Raw genomic sequence first — 17,664 nt, 5'->3', positions numbered from 1 at the left:
ACTTAAAACTTTACTGATACTTTTTCTGAAACTAATTTATCGTTTTGATAATACTCGAAGTACCATTCATTGTCTTTAGCATTTAGAGAACCCTGAACATCCCCTTTTATAGCAATAAAAGAATCGGGACGAGAAGTTTTCATTAATTTCATAACTACTTTTGGAGTTTTATCAATTAACTGATAACCTGTTTCTGTAGGTTGTGCATACAATAAATTGGGATCATTATTATTTACTACCGAGTTTACAACTGCATTAGTCGATGAAGTAACTGGAGTAGCAACCGCAGTCACAGAACCTGTAGTATTTGTTGCGACTTTACCATTATACTTATATCTTAAAGCAGTTATCGATGCAAAAGCTTCATTTAATGCCTCAGCATATGCAGCATCGTATTCTTTTACTTTACTTTTTCCGATTTGAGATTCGAAAACAACTTTACCATAACAATCTTTAAGAGCTACATATAATTTCGTTATTAAAAATCCATTTTCCTTTATCACATCTACATATAAAAGGTCACATCTATTGTAATCATGTGGAATAACTTCATTTGCATAAAAAGCTTCAAAACCTGATTTATTCAGATTTAATTTAGTGAGTGTGGCCAATCTATATTGATTATCCGACTTCATAAAATCATATTTCAATGGAATAATAACTGCTCGGTAATCATTAATTGATTGAGAGAAACCATAACTAGATACGAATATCATAAATAATAGAAATCTTGTTTTCATAATTTTATAAATATTTTTTTAGTTCTAATAAATAATTAATTTGCTTAATATTTTGTGGAGCTTGAATTTTTTTATCATTAAAAAAGATCGCATCTATTCCGGCATTCAAAGCTCCTTGAATATCGGCCTCCAAACAATCTCCAATCATAATACTATTTTCTCTTTTAGAGTTAGCAGAATTTAAAGCATATTCAAAAATAATAGGATTAGGCTTCTTCACACCTGCTTTTTCAGAATTTGTTATTGTTTGAAAATAGGTAGCTATCTTAGAATTATTTATTTTCTTAGTCTGAACCTCTGCAAATCCATTTGTGATGATATGCAGCCTGTATTTATCTTTTAAATATTCTAAAATTTCTATTGCCCCATCAAAAAGATGATTACTTTCTGGCAATAACTGAATATATTCTTCTGCCATCTCATCAATTAATACATCCGAAACGTTGTAATTCAAAGCATCAAAAGTGTGTTTCAATCTATTATAACGCAATTCTTCATGCGAAATTTTGTCATTCTGGTACAATCTCCAACATTCCTGGTTTATCGGTAAATATTTTTCGATAAAATCTTTCATTTCAATTGTTGGGTGGTTCTTTTTTAAAATAGTTCCAAATGCTAACTCTGAATTTTTATCAAAGTCCCAAAGTGTGTGATCTAAATCAAAAAACACATCTGTAATTATGTTATTATTTTTCATTCTTAAAAAATTCCTTCATCTACGAAACTACAATATCCAGTTTCTGTAATTATTAAATGATCTAGTACTTTTATATCTAGGCTATCGCCTGCCAATTTAAGCTTTTCTGTAATCTGTTTATCCGAATCACTGGGAATTAATGATCCCGAGGGATGATTATGACATAAAATCAAAGATATAGCTCCTATTTCGAGAGCCATTTTATAAACCAATCTCACATCGACAATAGTCCCGGTTATACCTCCTTTACTAAGTTGTGATTTTGAGATAACATTATTTGAATTATTTAAATAGATAATCCAAAATTCCTCATGTGACAATTCGCCAATGATAGGTTGCATGATTTCAAAAATAATTCTACTCGATGTAATCTTAATTAATTCTGCTACATCTTCGGCTCTTCTGCGTCTTCCTAATTCGGCGGCTGCTATAATAGAAATTGCTTTTGCCTCACCTATTCCTTTAAAATTTATTAATTGTGCAATAGATAATTTACCCAATGCATTTAAATTATTATCTACGCTTGATAAAATTCTTTTACTTAAACCAACTGCCGATTCATTTCTGCTTCCCGAACCAATCAAAATAGCGATCAATTCGGCATCACTTAAAACATTTTTGCCTTTAAGCATTAATTTTTCACGTGGCTTATCATCTTCTGACCAATTGCTTATAGATAAAAAAGAACTTTCTTTCATCAAAAAATTATAATATTGTAATTAATCCTTTTACATCATCAAAATTCAATCCTCCATAATTCCCAGAACTCATTAACAACAAAGCTGAGTTATCTAAATTTAGATCGAAAAGGTAATCTTTAAAATCTTTTGGATTTGTATAAATGATTAAATCTTTACGATTAAAAGCTGTGGCAATTTGCTCATAAGTCACTTCTTCGAGTTGCTTAATTTTTACAGCATCCGGAGAATAAAAAACAACTGCAACATCTGCATATTCTAACGCTCCTTCATACTCTTTTAAAAACTCGGCATTTAAACTACTATACGTATGCAGTTCTAAACAAGCAATTAATTTACGATTTGGATATTGTTCTTTCACAGCTTTTGTAGTTGCAGCAACCTTACTAGGTGAATGAGCAAAATCTTTATAAGCAACCTTATTTTTACTTTCGGCTATTTTCTCTAAACGCTTTGATGCTCCTTTAAAACTCGCAATTGCTTCATAAAAATCGGCTTCATCGACGCCCATATTCTGGCAAATCCATTTTGCTCCAGCAAGATTATTTAAATTATGCGCACCAAAGACCTCTATTGGCATATTTCCTTCTGGAGTCTCCAAGAGAGTTATCCCATCACTCACTGTATAATTTGGTGTGTGATATGCTAGTTTTCGAATTGGATTGGTAGCTGCTTCTGCAACGCGTTTTACTTCCGGATCATTTTCATTATAAACTAATATTCCTCCATTTGTAATTCTTCCAATAAAGATTTCAAACTGTTCTACATAGTTTTCATATGTTGGAAACACATTAATGTGATCCCATGCGATTCCAGAAATCAAAGCAATATTAGGCTGATATAAATGAAACTTTGGTCTTCTGTCGATTGGAGATGACAAATATTCATCTCCCTCAAGAACCATAAAATCGTTCTTTTCGGTAAGATGTACCATTGTATCAAAACCTTCTAATTGTGCTCCAACCATATAATCAACATCAATATTATGATAATGCATAACATGCAGAATCATTGAAGTAATTGTTGTTTTACCATGAGAACCACCAATGACAACTCGTGTCTTATTTTTTGACTGTTCGTATAAAAATTCCGGATAAGAATAAATTTTCAACCCTAATTCCTGAGCTTTCAACAGTTCTGGATTATCAACCTTTGCGTGCATTCCTAAAATTACAGCCTCAATATCAGATGTTATTTTTTCTGGAAACCATCCCATTTCATGAGGTAATATTCCTTTTCTTAATAGACGTGATTTTGAAGGTTCAAAAATTGCATCATCACTACCAGTAACTTGAAATCCTTTATTAAGTAATGCTAATGCTAGATTGTGCATGGCGCTTCCACCTATGGCTATAAAATGTGTTCTCATTTTAGTTTTACGGTTATTCGTTTATTATTTTGGTTGATTAATCAATGTTGATTTTTTCTATATTCTTCTAAAACACTTTTAGCCTTTGCAGGTTGATTCATTTTTTTTTGATATAAACTAGCTAACATTTGATAACTCTTTTTTGATTTACTTACAATGATTGCATGTTTATACTGTCTTTCTGCATCCGAATATCTTTTAAAATATTCATCAATATGTCCTCTGGATAAATATCCGTCTATTGATGACAATCTCAGTAATTCATCCGAGTATTTTATCGCCTTAGCCTGACTTCCACCTGCTATTCCAGGCAATTCCAAATTCATTTCTATAAGTGCCCAGCGTGCTTCTATATGTTTTGGATTAAGTACAATCGTTTTTTCAAAAGATCCCCTTATCTCATCAATCATTCCAAAAGCTTTTAACTTGCTTACATTTAATGCTTTCATACCTAAAGCAGCACCGTATTTATAGAAATAATTAGCTTCGAAAGGATTCAATTGCTTCATTTTTTTATAATAACCTACAGCTTGATCCCACTCTTTATTATGACTGGATATATCTCCTAAATATTCGAGTGTTTTTAAATCTGACGGATTCTCTTTTAAAACAGTTTCAAAAAGAGTTTTGGCTTTATCAAATTTCTGTATCTCAAACAACTTTTCTGCCTTCTCAAAATTGGATTGTGACCAAATTAAGATAGGAAATAAAAGAAAGATAAGCACCATTTGTTTCATTCTTCAAAAATAGTGGAAATATAAAGCGTATCATTTCTTTTTAAGTATAAATTAGTAATTTGTCCAAAAATTTGTTTTTGAGACCCAAGCTATTTGTAATACATCTTGAAATTAGAAAATAACAAAAAACCACCAAGATTAAAATCTTGGTGGCTTAATTTAAAAAAATACATTTATTTTTTACTTCACAATTGTCATTTCATCAACAATGTGTTTAGCTCCTGCATATTTATCGATAATCCAAAGTACATAACGAATATCAACATTGATAGTTCTTTGTAATTTAGGATCAAAAATAACATCTCCAGCCATAGCTTCGATATTACCATCAAAAGCAATTCCGATTAATTCTCCTTTTCCGTTAAGAACTGGTGAACCTGAATTTCCTCCTGTAATATCATTATCTGTTAAGAAATTCACTGGCATATATCCAGCTTTATCTGCATATTGACCAAAGTCTTTAGCTTTGTTTAATTCTAATAATCTAGCTGGCAAATCAAATTCCTGGTCACCCGCTTTATACTTTTTAACCATACCAGCCATTGTAGTATAATTATTAGTTTTAGCATCATTTCTCTTATCTTCTGGTAAAGCACGAACTTTTCCGTAAGTCAATCTCAAAGTAGAGTTTGCATCTGGATATTTAATAGTATTTAATTTAGACACTCTTAAACCTTCCACTAATTCTCTGTAAGCAACTGCAAATCCATCATCCGCTTTTAATTGTCCCTCTGTCTTTGTACGGTATTTAGTCAGTAAATCATTAGAGATAATATACAATGGATCATGTACAATTGCCAATGGTTTAGGATCAGCCATAAATGCTAGTACTTTATCTTTAGATGTAAAATAACTCATTTCAGTTGCTTTTACAACGTCTGCAGTAAAATCACCATTATTCTCTGATTTCATTTTAGCTATTTGTGGAGCTAAACCATACTCTGCAGCTTTAGCAGCGTATAAATTCAATTGAGCCGTTAATACATCTTTTTCAAGTGGTGCATAAAACTCTCCATAAATATTTTCAATCATAGCATTAATCTTAGGTAACATCTCTGCTTTTTTCGCATCGTTTTCCTTGTAATATGCAATTAATGCGTTTCCTAAATTTGCAGGTCCTGCCGCATAACTTGAAGTACGCAAAAGTTGCATCAGGTAATTATCGTGAGTCGCTTTTAAATTAGTTTCTCTATAATAACTATTAATCGTTGGAATTACATTTTCGTACTTTTCTTTATTAGCTGGTTTAGTTGCCCATTCGTAGAACTTATCTTCTTGTTCTGTTTTAGTAGCTACTGTTCCCGCTTTTGTTAAAGCATCAATCATTCCCTGACGGTTTTTCCAATAGTTTGCTGTAGAAGCATATTTAGATGCATATTGCAAACGAACAGTTGCGTCTTTATCCATATACTTTTTCATTTGGTCCATTCCGGTTTTTGCACCTTCAACCCAAGCAGGATAAGCATACTTTATGTTTTGCTCGATTCCACCAGCTGGCATCCAACGGTTTGTTCTTCCCGGATAACCTAAGATCATAGCAAAATCATTTTCTTTTACTCCTTTTAAACTTACTGGCAAGTAATGTTTAGGCTCTAAAGGCACGTTATCTTTAGAATAATCTGCAGGATTTCCATTTTTATCAGCATATACTCTAAACATAGAAAAATCTCCAGTATGACGTGGCCATTCCCAGTTATCTGTATCTCCTCCAAATTTTCCAACACTTTCTGGTGGCGTTCCTACTAAACGAACATCTTTATAATCTTGATAAACGAAGTAATAGTATTCATTTCCTTGAAAGAAAGGGCGAACTGAAACGGTATATTTTCCGCCTTCATTGTTTTCCTTTTCAATTAAAGCAATCTCTTGCTGAATAATTTTATTTCTTTCAGCTTCTGTCATTTTATCATCTACTTTTGATAAAATTCTTTTAGAAACATCATCCATACGAACGAAGAAACGAACATATAATGATTTTGGTTTCATTTCGGCACTTTTATCTTTTGCCCAGAATCCATTTTTTAAATAATTCTGTTCTTCAGTAGAAAGTTCAGCAATAGCATCGTAACCACAGTGGTGATTTGTTAATACTAAACCGTTTTTAGAAACGATTTCGGCAGTACAACCTCCATTAAATTGTACAACAGCATCTTTTAAACTATGATTGTTGATACTGTAAATTTCTTCGGCTGTAAGTTGCAAGCCCATTTTTTCCATATCTCTATGGTTCAATCTTTCGATAAACATCAAGAACCACATTCCTTCATCTGCTCTCACAGGAAAAGCCATAAGGCACATTGTCAAAAATAAAATTATTTTTTTCATACGTATTAAATATTTTTAGTTCCGCGAATATAGTGCATTTTCACAATTAAACATGTAGCCACAATCCCAAAAATAAACATATCAATCAAATTACACCTAATATTTGTGAATTTCACAGATTCAAAAACAATTACATCTTAGAAAATTCATTTTATTTCACAATTAAATATGTAATAAATAATTTATTAAAAATTAATTATATATAATTAATTTCTTATAAATAAATTTATACTTTTGCATAAATTAAATTTATATAGAGATGAAAAAATTACTATTATGTGTTGCTTTAGTTGTTTCTGCAATGGCTACTGCACAAAAAGGTTCAGTACTTGTAGGAGGAAATGTTGGATATTCTTCTGAAAAAATTGGTGATGCAAAAGCTGAATCATTTGAATTTTCACCTAGATTTGGTTATCAATTTTCAGAGAACTGGACAGCTGGAGTAGATGCTACTATTGGTAGTATTCATAATGATCTTGCTGACAATTCTAACAATCAAAAAATTGGAGGATTCGTTCGTTACTCTAGACCACTTAACGAAACGTTTGCTGTTTTTGCAGACATAGGATCTGGGTACCAACAAAACTCTATAAATGACGCTAAAGGGATGTACGCTTATATCACACCAGCTTTATTTATAAACATGAAAAAAGGTTTTGGATTAAACTTTTCAATAGGTGGACTAAATTATGACAATATTGACGGCAAAAATGACCCAAGACAAGAACGTATTGGATTCAATTTTGGAAAAACAATGAACATTGGTATTTCTAAAAACTTCAGTTTGTAAAAACACCTTGCCCCATTAAAATAAAAAACCACCAATTGGTGGTTTTTTTATTATATATCATTAATGAAAAAACATTAATCATTCAACATTTTCCACAATTTATCCTTTAGCTCCGTTAATCCTTGCTGAGCAACCGATGAAATAAACATATAAGGAACATCTTTAAAAGCAACATCAAGCTCAACTTTCAACTCAGCTTTAAGTTCATCATCAAGCATATCGCATTTTGATATTACCAACAAACGTTCTTTATCGAGCATTTCCGGGTTATACTTAGTCAACTCATTTACCAAGATATCATATTCCGCTTTAATATCTGGTGTATCAACAGGAACAAGAAACAATAAAGTAGAGTTACGCTCAATATGACGCAAGAAATAATGACCTAATCCTTTCCCTTCTGCAGCTCCTTCAATAATTCCAGGAATATCAGCAATTACAAAAGATTGAAAATCTCTATAAGCTACAATTCCTAAATTTGGTTTTAATGTAGTAAATGGATAATCGGCAATTTTAGGTTTTGCAGATGTCAAAACAGATAGTAAAGTAGATTTTCCAGCATTAGGAAAACCAACTAATCCAACATCGGCAAGAACTTTAAGCTCCAAAATAACATCCATTTCTACACCTGGCAAACCTGGCTGTGCATATCGAGGTGTTTGATTTGTTGGACTTCTAAAGTGCCAGTTTCCTAAACCACCTTTTCCTCCTCTTGAAAGAACTTGTTTTTCTCCATCTTCGGTGATTTCAAATAAAGTTTCTCCTGTTTCTTTATCCTTAACAACAGTCCCTAAAGGTACTTCGATGAATTTATCATCACCATCGGCTCCAGTACTTCGGTCTCCTCCACCATCTCCACCATGTCCAGCTTTAATGTGACGCGCAAATTTTAAATGAAATAAAGTCCAAAGACCTTTATTCCCAACCAAAAAAACATGACCTCCACGTCCACCATCTCCTCCGTCCGGACCTCCTTTTTCAATAAACTTTTCTCTATGTAAATGCGTAGAACCTTTCCCTCCTTTTCCGGAAGAAACAAATATTTTAACGTAATCTACAAAATTTCCTTCTGTCATTTTCTTTAGTATTCAGTTACAGTAACAATTTTCGACGCAAACTACGGACGAAAACTAAAACTGGAAACTATTTTATTTTAAACTTTTAGTGCTTTTATTAGCACCTTATCAATCTTTACGCCATCCATGTCGATGACTTCCAACTCAAACTTTTGCCAAATCAATTTTTCACCTTCTTTTGGAATTCGTGATAATTCGGTCATTATTAATCCGCTAACTGTAGTTACTTCATAATCATTGATTAATTCATCTAACTCAAAATAAGTTAAGAAATCATGCAATGAATAATGCCCATCTACCAACCACGTTCCATCTTCTCTTTCTATTAACTGGAATTCATCTTTATAAAAATCGGCCGCATCTCCTACAAGCGCTTCCAGAATATCATTTAAAGTAATAATTCCTTGAAAAATCCCATACTCATCAGAAACAAAAGCATAATGTATTCCTGTTTTTTTAAAATTCTCCAATGCTTTATATGCCGTTGTTTGTTCCATTATAAAAGGAGCATCGGTCATTATCGAAGCCAAACTAAAATCTTCTTTTTCAATATTTGCAAAGATTGTTTTTAAATTTACAACTCCCGAAATATCATCGTAATTCTCACTATAAACAGGGTAAATAGAGTGTAAATCTTCCAAAATCAATTCTTTTACACGCTCTTTGTCGGAGTTTAATGGCAAGAAAACAACCGATTTTCTATGCGTCATTAACGAGTTAACTTTTCTATCACCGATATGAAAAACACGTTCTACAATATCTTGTTCGATTTCTTGTACTTCTCCACCTTCTGTACCTTCTTTAATAATAGCTTTAATCTCTTCCTCTGTTACTTTACCATCTGCAGTAGGTTTAATTTGCAAAATATTCAATAAAAAATCTGTCGAATTAGTAAGCAACCAAATAAACGGAGCTGTAATAATCGAAATTACCTTCATCGGTAAAGCTACTGCTTTGGCTATAGCTTCTGGGTGATTCAAACCAATTCTTTTAGGCAATAACTCACCTAAAACAAGAGAAAAGAACGTTAAAATCACAACCACAATACCTACTGAAACAGAATGCGCATAAGGCTGCAGAAACTGGAATTGATTTACAAAAACCTCAACATCCATTGTAATTTTATCCCCACTATAAATACCTGTCAAAATCCCTATCAGTGTAATACCGATTTGAACTGTTGATAAAAATTTATTCGGTGAATTGGCTAAATCAAGTGCAATTTTAGCACTTTTATTCCCTTTTTTGGCTGCCGTCTCTAATCTATTCTTCCTTGCCGAAATCAATGCGATTTCTGACATAGAGAAAACCCCATTTAAAATTATTAGAAAAAATATTATTAGTATTTCCATTTTTATATTTAAACATTTAAAGTTTAAAGCCTAAAATTCATCCCAAATAAATACTACTTAGGTAAATTTTAAACCCCTTAAACTTTAAACTTTTTTTTACTACAAGTTATCAATTACACTAGTCAAACGCTCTGTAATTTCTTCGATAGTTCCGATACCATTTACAGCGTAAAACTTATTTTGCTCTTTATAATATCCAATCAATGGAGCTGTTTTTTCATTGTATTCTTGGTATCTTACACGAATTTTCTCTTCGTCCTGATCATCAACTCTACCACTTGTTTTCCCTCTTTCTAATAAGCGCGCTACCAGAATTTCATCATCAGCTTCTAATGCTATTGTAGCAGTAACACTTGACCCAATAGTTGGTAAAAATTTATCTAAAGCTTCTGCCTGATCTAAAGTTCTTGGATAACCATCAAACAAAAAACCTGCTGTGTCAGGATGTTTATTCACCTCATCAATTAACATTGCAGTAGTAACTTCGCAAGGAACCAATTCTCCATTGTCCATAAAAACTCTTGCTTTTTTACCTAAATCTGTATCATTTTTCAAATTAAAACGAAAAATATCTCCTGTAGAAAGATGCGTTAATTTGTATTTTTCTTTTAAAAATTCTGCCTGAGTTCCTTTTCCTGCTCCAGGTTTCCCAAATAAAACAATATTAATCATAGTTTGTGTGTTGTGTCGTACTTCCTTATTATTTTAAAGAAGTTTAAAATGAATAGTTAAATTTATAATCCTTTGGTTTTGGTTCAAATTTATTCTGCCAATTTATATACCTCAGCCAAGTTTCTTCCTAAACCATCGTAGTCTAAACCGTAACCAACAATAAATTTGTTAGGAATCCGAATTCCGATATAATCAATCTTAATATCTTTTTTATATGCTTCAGGTTTAAAGAACAAAGTAGCTATTTTTAAATGCTTAACATTTTGCTTTTTAAACAGCTCTTTAAGCTCTACTAATGTATTTCCAGTATCTACAATATCTTCGATAATGACCACCGTTCTACCTGTCAAATCCTGATTTAAACCAATCAATTGTTTAACATCATGAGTTGTTTCTGTACCCTCGTAAGAAGCCATCTTGATAAATGAAACCTCACAGTGTTTTTTATATTTTTTCAAAAAATCGGCAACAACCATAAAAGACCCATTTAGTACGCCAATAAAAATTGGAATATCATCTCCAAAATCATCTTCTACCTGAGCTACCATTTTAGTAATTGCAAAATCAATTTCTTTAGCCGAAATAAACGGAACAAATTGTTTATCGTGAAGTTGTATCATTATTTTTTACATTTAAAATAATGCGCAAAGATACAGAATTACAAACAAAATGTAAGTATCAAATATACGCTGTATCCATTTTTTTTAAGAATATTAAATATCACTTAATATTTACAAATCTTTCTTTACAAATATTTCTTAATTTTATAAATTACTATCCTATAACATTTTAACCAAAACCCGCAATGAAATCAACCTCACAAATATTTTCGGTACCTTTATTAATGCTAATAACAGCTTGCAATGGACAAGTAAAGCAAGATGAAAAAAAAGCTTTGGCAAATCAAACAGGCAACATCGTAAAAACGGCTGTTGGAGAAATTACATTACCTCCACCCTATGCTACAGAATCAAAAACAAACAATAGCAAAGTTATTAAATGGCCAGAAGGGAAAATGCCAAAAGCACCTCAAGGCTTTACAGTATCAAAATTTGCTGATGGCTTTGAGAATCCTCGTTGGACATATATTGGACCCAACAATGATATTTTCGTAGTAGAAAGTGGAACAAGAACGAGTAAAAATCAAATTACAATTTTTAGAGATTCCAATAAAGATGGAAAATTTGAAACCCGCGAAGTCTTTCTTGAGAATCTCAACAAACCATTTGGAATGCTAATACTAAAAGACTTTTTTTATGTTGCCAATACAGATGGATTATACCGATATCCATATAAAAACAATCCTTTAAAATTAGAATCTAAAGGCGAGAAAATCCTTGAACTTCCAGCCGGTGGTTACAACAATCACTGGACAAGGAATTTAATTACGAATGCCGATGGAACGAAAATTTACATTTCTGTAGGTTCCGGTAGTAATAATGGAGAAAACGGAATGGATAAAGAAATACGTCGGGCAAATATTCTTGAAATTAATCCTGATGGAACTGGTGAAAAAATCTATGCTTCCGGACTTAGAAACCCTGTAGGAATGGATTGGAATCCTGTAAATAATGAACTTTGGACAGCTGTTAATGAACGTGATGAATTAGGCGATGATTTGGTTCCGGATTATATAACTAGTGTAAAACGAAATGGTTTTTACGGCTGGCCATATTCTTATTACGGCAACATTTTAGACCCAAGAATGAAAGGAGCAGGTAAGGATCTGGCCGTCAAAGCAATTGTTCCGGATGTTTCTGTTGGTGCACATACAGCTTCTTTGGGATTGGCATTTTATAACAAAAACAGTTTCCCTGCAAAATATAAAAACGGAATTTTTGTAGGTCAGCACGGTTCTTGGAATAGAGCAAAAATATCTGGTTACAAAGTTGTTTTCGTTCCTTTTGCCAATGGAAAACCTTCTGGAAAACCTGAGGATTTTTTAACTGGCTTTGTAGCCAATGAAGATAAAGCCGAAGTTTATGGACGACCTGTTGCTGTTACAGTTATGAAAGACGGATCTCTCCTTGTAAATGATGACAGTGGAAACACGATCTGGAGAGTTAGCGCAAATAAATAGCCGAACCTTTATTGCTTTAAAGAAATTAAATTATCTATTTTAGATCTTGAATTACGAATCAAATTTAAAATTAATGTCATCAGAATTACAGAAAACCCTTGATTACGTAAACGCTTACAGAGAAAATAGGCTTAAAGGCGCACAATCAGTTCTAGAAAACCCTGATTATTTTACCGAATTAATTTTCGCTTGTTTCGATATTTCAAATAAAAACTATCATAAAGCTTGTTGGGTTTTAGAATTTGTATCTTATGAAAAATTGGAATGGCTACAACCTCATCTTAATTTTTTCTGCTCTAGTCTAAAAAAATTAAAAGATGAAAGTGCTATTCGTCCGATTGCTAAAATCTGTCAACTTCTGGTTACTGCTCATTATAAAAAATCGGAAACTATTATTACACTTTCCGAAACACAACTTCAGGATATAATCGAAACTTGTTTTGATTGGTTAATAACCGATACCAAAGTAGCTGCAAAGGCATATGCAATGCGAACCTTATACATATTAGGAAAACAATACGATTGGATTCATCCCGAATTACAAATTATCATGACCAAAGATTATGCGAATCATACCGCTGCCTACAAAGCTGTTGCACGGGAACTTCTTAAGAAAATAAAATAACATTTCATCAAAAATTATATCGGTTTATAAAAACAAAATTACTACAAACCAAAAAGAGGATATCTAATTAAAGATACCCTCTTTTTCTACTAATAGAAATAAAAAATGACAATTTTTAAATTCTTTCTTACAGCTTATTAAAACTTAAAGCGTATAAAAAATTCGTTAGAATTCTTTGCACTAGCCAATACTTTCCCGGTATTAACTTCATAAGCATAACCAAGCATCATACGATTACTAATGGTTAAATTAATTAGTCCGGCAAAAACATCATCGGTTCTATAACTGGCTCCAATTTCGAAAAATTCCTGAATTTGTAACATTGTATTAACATCCAATGAAATTGGCGCGCCATTAACATATCGTAACATAAACGATGGCTTTAAAACCAAAGGTGTAATGGTTCCAAAATCAAAATTATATCCACTGCTTAAATAAATATGAGGTCTATCTGTAGCAACAGAAGCATATCCATCATTATTTTTTGCTCTTTCTGTATTTAACATTCTTGGAACAGAAAGTGACACGAAGTATTTCTCGTTCTTAAGTAAGGCTCCAATACCAACATTAGGATTAAATTCACTTATTGAAGACAAAGCAGGATCCGATTGTGGCAAATAGGTTTCAAGACCAGAAGTATTAACATTATAGAAATTCCCTCCCGCTTTTAATCCTAAATACAAATCGGTAAGAGCTCCTATTTGTAATTTATAAGATAGATCAATTCCTAACTGAGTTTGTTTTTCGATAAAAGTCTTGTCATAAACCATAGAAACACCTAATCCAAGATTTCCTCCTACCGATGTAGCAAAAGAAACCGCCTGAGTTTCGGGAGCATCTTTAACTCCTGTCCATTGTCTACGAAACGTACTAGTAATAACAGTTTCACCATCTACACCTGCATAAGCGGGATTTACAACATTCATATGGTAACGATATGTTGTAAATATACTTTCTTGTTGAGCAAAAAGCATACTACTAAAAAGGAGTAATGCACCTGCCAATATATTCTTAATTATTTTCATTTTTGAAATTTTATATTTTACAATTACCTGTTAATGTATATCCAACCTTCTTTATCCAATGTTCCATCGCCATCTAAATCAATTTGATAGTAATATGAACTGGACTCAGGTAGAGATTTGGCATCGTTTTTATAATGTCCATCCCAATCATTTCGGTAATTTCTTGCCATAAACACTTCTGTACCCCAACGATTGAAAACACGCACAACAGAGTTTGTATAACTTTCTATATTAGAAATAAACCATGTATCGTTTATTCCGTCGCCATTTGGAGTAATAGCTTCAGCTACGTTTATTTGGGTAGAATCACAAGCGTCACCAATACCATTTTTATTGTAATCTTCCTGATTTGGATTATAAGTAAGCGGACAATTATCTACTACATCCAGAATTCCGTCATTGTCATCATCATCATCACAATTATCTTTAATTCCATCACCATCATTATCGTCGAAATTATTTACTACTGTTACTTTTGCAGAAGCAAAAGAAGTATTTCCATTTTTATCTTTTACCGTTAAAACAACCGTATTTACTCCAACATTAGTACAATTAAAAGTAGTTTTATCAAGACTAATTATATCTACTCCACAAGTATCTGAACTACCATTATCAATTTGGCTTGCAGATATTGAAGCATTTCCAGCCGCATCAAGTTCAACTGTAATATCCTTGGTAAAAACCGTTGGAACCGAAACATCCTGAACCGTTACTATAGCTTTCGCAGAAGAGATATTCCCGTTAACATCAACAACAGTAAAAGTCACTGTATTAATACCAACATTACTACAATTAAAAGTTTTTGGAGTAACACTTATTGAAGCTATTCCACAAGAACTTTTACTTCCATTATCTAGCTGACTTGCAACTATCGAAGCATTTCCTGTATCATCAAGATTAATAGTTATATTATTAGTGAATATCGCAGCACTTTTGGCCACAACAGTTACTATTGCTTTTGCAAAAGAAGTATTTCCATATGCATCGCCAGCCGTTAAAACAACTTCGTTAGGACCAATATTGGCACAAGTAAAAGAAGTTACGTCAAGCGCTAATGATTTAATTCCGCAATTATCAGACGAACCATTATCAACATCAGCTACAGTAATTGTAGCATTTCCTACTTCGTTAAGTTCTACTGTAATATCTTTTGCAACTACAACTGGCGCCGTTTTATCTTCAACAGTTACTATTGTTGTTGCAGAAGAAGAATTACCGGATGCATCTGTCGCTGTTAAAACAACATTATTGGCTCCAATATTTGCACAAGTAAATGTATTCGGAGAAACCGACAAAGTAGGAGCTCCACAAATATGAGTCGATCCGTTATCAACATCGGCTCCAACAATTGTTACACTTCCTGTTGCATCAAGTGAAACTGCTATATCTTTTGCAAATGCTTCTGGAGCTTCTGTACTTTTTACAACAATATCATACTGGCAAGTTGTAGTATTTAATGAAGTATCTGTTACAGTCCAGATTACTGTAGTGGTCCCAATAGGAAATACAGCATCCTCAAGCGTGCTTAAACCATTATAATCATTTGAAATTGTCGAATTTGCACAATTACCACCAAATGCAATTGGATCCAAACTATCGTCAATCACCGTATAACTACAAACTCCTGCATCATTGTTATATGACAAATCTGGTGTAGCACAAGTAATTGTAGGTGCTTCTGTTTCTTTTACAACAATATCATATTTACAAGTTGTAGTATTTAATGAAGCATCCGTTACTGTCCAGATTACTGTTGTTGTCCCTACATCAAATGTTTCTCCATTAAGCGAATCTGATCCATTATAATCATTTGAAACTACTAGTGGTCCTGAACAATTATCTGCAACTGCAATAGGATCCAAACTAGTATCAGTTACCGTATAATCACATGTACCCGCAACCTTATTATACGATGCTGCTGGCGTAGCACAAGTAATCGTTGGTTTAATTTTATCTTCAACAGTTATAGTAGCGTTTATCGAAGTAATATTTCCATAATCATCAGTAATAACCAATACTACATTATGAACACCTGTATCGGCACAACTATATGTTATAGAAGCTACCCCAGAAACTGCTGGAACATAACTAGCCTCAACAGCTAACCTTTTAGGAGTTCCACTACATGGATCTCCAAAAATATCATTACTAGCAAAAATAGTAGCTGTGTTCTTTCCTATTAACTCAGGAGATACAAAACTTAAACTATTACCAGCATCACAACCTCCTTTAATATAATTACCACAACTTCCGGTTGAATTTCCATAACTAGCAAATAGCACATTATTAAAAACAAACTGTGGCGGTGCAGAAATCACTAAATTACTACCTTCCATAGCTATTGCACAAGATGTCCCCATACTTCCAGGTACAAGCTTAAAATTATTAATTCCGCAATCATTATAATTACCATTTAATTGACTTGCATCTACCGTTACACTACCATTTGCATCTAATTGGGCAGTAATGTTTTTTGCTGTAGCAACAGGAGTTAGATTAACTGTAAAAACAAATGAAGTAGTAGCAGTTTGTCCTGTTAATTTATTCGTAAGGGTTACAACAATATTAGAAGTTCCTGTCTCACCAGCAGTTGGTGTTAAAGACAAAGTCCTATTTACATCTGTCCCTCCAAAAACAATATTACCAAGCGGCAATAAAGCTACATTTGAAGAACTTACCGATAAAACCAAATCATCTGGTAACGCTCCTCTATTTGTAGCCGTAAAAGGAATATTCAAAGCAGGAACGTTAATGCAGGTAGATTTATTTGTAATTGTCGATATTACTGGTTTTTTCACCCCATCATAGGAAATCATTCGATTCAATACGTTAGTTATTATAGGCTGTGGGGTCCACACATCGAAAAAAGGTGCTGTCAATCCTGAAAAAAGAACCAATCCACTTCCAAATTCCAACTCACCCAAAGCAATCTCTGGCCCTCCAAACTCTTTTAAAATAGGTACCAATCCTGGCCCGTAAACCACATTATGTGCCACAGAATTTCCATCATATCTGTTATTTAAAATTGGCGTATAAGAACTCTCTGTAAAAAACATATGATCAACATCAGCCGGTTCAACAGTACTTAGTCCTTTTCTCTTGAATGTTATTCCAAATCCACCACTAAAATCTGTATTTATTATATTCGTAGCTGCACTTATAAGCAATACTCCTCCTGCACTAACCCAGTTCTCCATTATCACTTTATTTGCAGCAATAAAATCTATCATGAATATAGTGTTAGATGCCCCACCTTCTATGTATACAAACTTTCGGGAAGGCACAAAAACATCTGTAGCATCAACGTTATTGTAAGTATATTTATCCCAATCTCCACCATATACAAAATTCATTGCCATTATATTGCTTTGTCGACCCCAAGGCTCGGTGCCACCAGTTATATAACCCGCGGTATTTTGTGCTGATAACTTTATAAATAACAAAAGTAAAATCAAAGTAATTTTCTTCATTTAATCGA

General features: G+C 32.8%; 15 protein-coding genes. 3 read left to right on the top strand and 12 right to left on the bottom strand.

Annotated features, from left to right (window positions below):
- Positions 1 to 2: 2 nt before the first annotated feature.
- The 6 genes from OIU83_RS06815 to OIU83_RS06790 form a co-directional block, all read right to left on the bottom strand.
- The gene (locus tag OIU83_RS06815; RefSeq protein ID WP_264205520.1) at positions 3 to 740 is read right to left on the bottom strand and encodes a hypothetical protein; all 738 of its coding nucleotides are present in this window, start codon (positions 738 to 740) and stop codon (positions 3 to 5) included.
- Between the two features lie 4 nt (positions 741 to 744).
- Entirely contained in the window at positions 745 to 1,437 is a 693-nt protein-coding gene (locus OIU83_RS06810) for a YjjG family noncanonical pyrimidine nucleotidase (protein ID WP_264205519.1), read from the bottom strand.
- Between the two features lie 2 nt (positions 1,438 to 1,439).
- A complete protein-coding gene (gene radC, locus OIU83_RS06805) occupies positions 1,440 to 2,135 on the bottom strand; it encodes a RadC family protein (protein WP_264205518.1) in 696 nt (231 codons plus the stop codon).
- 7 nt (positions 2,136 to 2,142) lie between these two features.
- Complete coding sequence (locus OIU83_RS06800) at positions 2,143 to 3,504, bottom strand: UDP-N-acetylmuramate--L-alanine ligase (protein WP_264205517.1); 1,362 nt, start codon at positions 3,502 to 3,504, stop codon at positions 2,143 to 2,145.
- Between the two features lie 41 nt (positions 3,505 to 3,545).
- On the bottom strand, positions 3,546 to 4,241 hold the full coding sequence (locus tag OIU83_RS06795) for a tetratricopeptide repeat protein (protein WP_264205516.1): 696 nt from the start codon (positions 4,239 to 4,241) through the stop codon (positions 3,546 to 3,548).
- A 180-nt stretch (positions 4,242 to 4,421) separates the two neighbouring features.
- Complete coding sequence (locus OIU83_RS06790; RefSeq protein ID WP_264205515.1) at positions 4,422 to 6,566, bottom strand: S46 family peptidase; 2,145 nt, start codon at positions 6,564 to 6,566, stop codon at positions 4,422 to 4,424.
- Positions 6,567 to 6,825: 259 nt separating this feature from the next.
- Between OIU83_RS06790 and OIU83_RS06785 the strand changes: the two genes are divergently transcribed.
- Entirely contained in the window at positions 6,826 to 7,356 is a 531-nt protein-coding gene (locus OIU83_RS06785; protein ID WP_264205514.1) for an outer membrane beta-barrel protein, read from the top strand.
- A gap of 74 nt (positions 7,357 to 7,430) precedes the next feature.
- Here OIU83_RS06785 and obgE read toward each other — a convergent pair whose 3' ends face one another.
- The 4 genes from obgE to hpt form a co-directional block, all read right to left on the bottom strand.
- A complete protein-coding gene (obgE, locus tag OIU83_RS06780; RefSeq protein ID WP_264205513.1) occupies positions 7,431 to 8,432 on the bottom strand; it encodes a GTPase ObgE in 1,002 nt (333 codons plus the stop codon).
- A 77-nt stretch (positions 8,433 to 8,509) separates the two neighbouring features.
- The gene (locus OIU83_RS06775; protein WP_264205512.1) at positions 8,510 to 9,784 is read right to left on the bottom strand and encodes a hemolysin family protein; all 1,275 of its coding nucleotides are present in this window, start codon (positions 9,782 to 9,784) and stop codon (positions 8,510 to 8,512) included.
- 99 nt (positions 9,785 to 9,883) lie between these two features.
- A complete protein-coding gene (locus OIU83_RS06770; protein ID WP_056246022.1) occupies positions 9,884 to 10,456 on the bottom strand; it encodes an adenylate kinase in 573 nt (190 codons plus the stop codon).
- 89 nt (positions 10,457 to 10,545) lie between these two features.
- A complete protein-coding gene (gene hpt, locus OIU83_RS06765) occupies positions 10,546 to 11,076 on the bottom strand; it encodes a hypoxanthine phosphoribosyltransferase (RefSeq protein ID WP_264205511.1) in 531 nt (176 codons plus the stop codon).
- A 185-nt stretch (positions 11,077 to 11,261) separates the two neighbouring features.
- Between hpt and OIU83_RS06760 the strand changes: the two genes are divergently transcribed.
- Both OIU83_RS06760 and OIU83_RS06755 read left to right on the top strand, forming a co-directional pair.
- Entirely contained in the window at positions 11,262 to 12,536 is a 1,275-nt protein-coding gene (locus tag OIU83_RS06760) for a PQQ-dependent sugar dehydrogenase (RefSeq protein WP_264205510.1), read from the top strand.
- A gap of 73 nt (positions 12,537 to 12,609) precedes the next feature.
- On the top strand, positions 12,610 to 13,161 hold the full coding sequence (locus OIU83_RS06755) for a hypothetical protein (protein ID WP_264205509.1): 552 nt from the start codon (positions 12,610 to 12,612) through the stop codon (positions 13,159 to 13,161).
- Positions 13,162 to 13,298: 137 nt separating this feature from the next.
- On the opposite strand, the gene OIU83_RS06750 is transcribed toward OIU83_RS06755, so the two are convergent.
- Both OIU83_RS06750 and OIU83_RS06745 read right to left on the bottom strand, forming a co-directional pair.
- On the bottom strand, positions 13,299 to 14,186 hold the full coding sequence (locus tag OIU83_RS06750; protein WP_264205508.1) for a PorP/SprF family type IX secretion system membrane protein: 888 nt from the start codon (positions 14,184 to 14,186) through the stop codon (positions 13,299 to 13,301).
- Between the two features lie 23 nt (positions 14,187 to 14,209).
- A complete protein-coding gene (locus OIU83_RS06745; protein ID WP_264205507.1) occupies positions 14,210 to 17,656 on the bottom strand; it encodes a T9SS type B sorting domain-containing protein in 3,447 nt (1,148 codons plus the stop codon).
- Between the last annotated feature and the right edge of the window lie 8 nt (positions 17,657 to 17,664).

Source organism: Flavobacterium shii (assembly GCF_025847235.1).
Lineage (GTDB): Bacteria > Bacteroidota > Bacteroidia > Flavobacteriales > Flavobacteriaceae > Flavobacterium > Flavobacterium shii.
The sequence above is the reverse complement of the archived record's forward strand: the minus strand, read 5'-3'. Positions and strand labels throughout refer to the sequence as shown.

Bases quoted from the DNA above. Each gene is read 5' to 3' on its own strand.
- OIU83_RS06815 (WP_264205520.1), bottom strand. From the start codon at position 740: ATGAAAACAAGATTTCTATTATTTATGATATTCGTATCTAGTTATGGT.
- OIU83_RS06810 (WP_264205519.1), bottom strand. From the start codon at position 1,437: ATGAAAAATAATAACATAATTACAGATGTGTTTTTTGATTTAGATCAC.
- radC (WP_264205518.1), bottom strand. From the start codon at position 2,135: ATGAAAGAAAGTTCTTTTTTATCTATAAGCAATTGGTCAGAAGATGAT.
- OIU83_RS06800 (WP_264205517.1), bottom strand. From the start codon at position 3,504: ATGAGAACACATTTTATAGCCATAGGTGGAAGCGCCATGCACAATCTA.
- OIU83_RS06795 (WP_264205516.1), bottom strand. From the start codon at position 4,241: ATGAAACAAATGGTGCTTATCTTTCTTTTATTTCCTATCTTAATTTGG.
- OIU83_RS06790 (WP_264205515.1), bottom strand. From the start codon at position 6,566: ATGAAAAAAATAATTTTATTTTTGACAATGTGCCTTATGGCTTTTCCT.
- OIU83_RS06785 (WP_264205514.1), top strand. From the start codon at position 6,826: ATGAAAAAATTACTATTATGTGTTGCTTTAGTTGTTTCTGCAATGGCT.
- obgE (WP_264205513.1), bottom strand. From the start codon at position 8,432: ATGACAGAAGGAAATTTTGTAGATTACGTTAAAATATTTGTTTCTTCC.
- OIU83_RS06775 (WP_264205512.1), bottom strand. From the start codon at position 9,784: ATGGAAATACTAATAATATTTTTTCTAATAATTTTAAATGGGGTTTTC.
- OIU83_RS06770 (WP_056246022.1), bottom strand. From the start codon at position 10,456: ATGATTAATATTGTTTTATTTGGGAAACCTGGAGCAGGAAAAGGAACT.
- hpt (WP_264205511.1), bottom strand. From the start codon at position 11,076: ATGATACAACTTCACGATAAACAATTTGTTCCGTTTATTTCGGCTAAA.
- OIU83_RS06760 (WP_264205510.1), top strand. From the start codon at position 11,262: ATGAAATCAACCTCACAAATATTTTCGGTACCTTTATTAATGCTAATA.
- OIU83_RS06755 (WP_264205509.1), top strand. From the start codon at position 12,610: ATGTCATCAGAATTACAGAAAACCCTTGATTACGTAAACGCTTACAGA.
- OIU83_RS06750 (WP_264205508.1), bottom strand. From the start codon at position 14,186: ATGAAAATAATTAAGAATATATTGGCAGGTGCATTACTCCTTTTTAGT.
- OIU83_RS06745 (WP_264205507.1), bottom strand. From the start codon at position 17,656: ATGAAGAAAATTACTTTGATTTTACTTTTGTTATTTATAAAGTTATCA.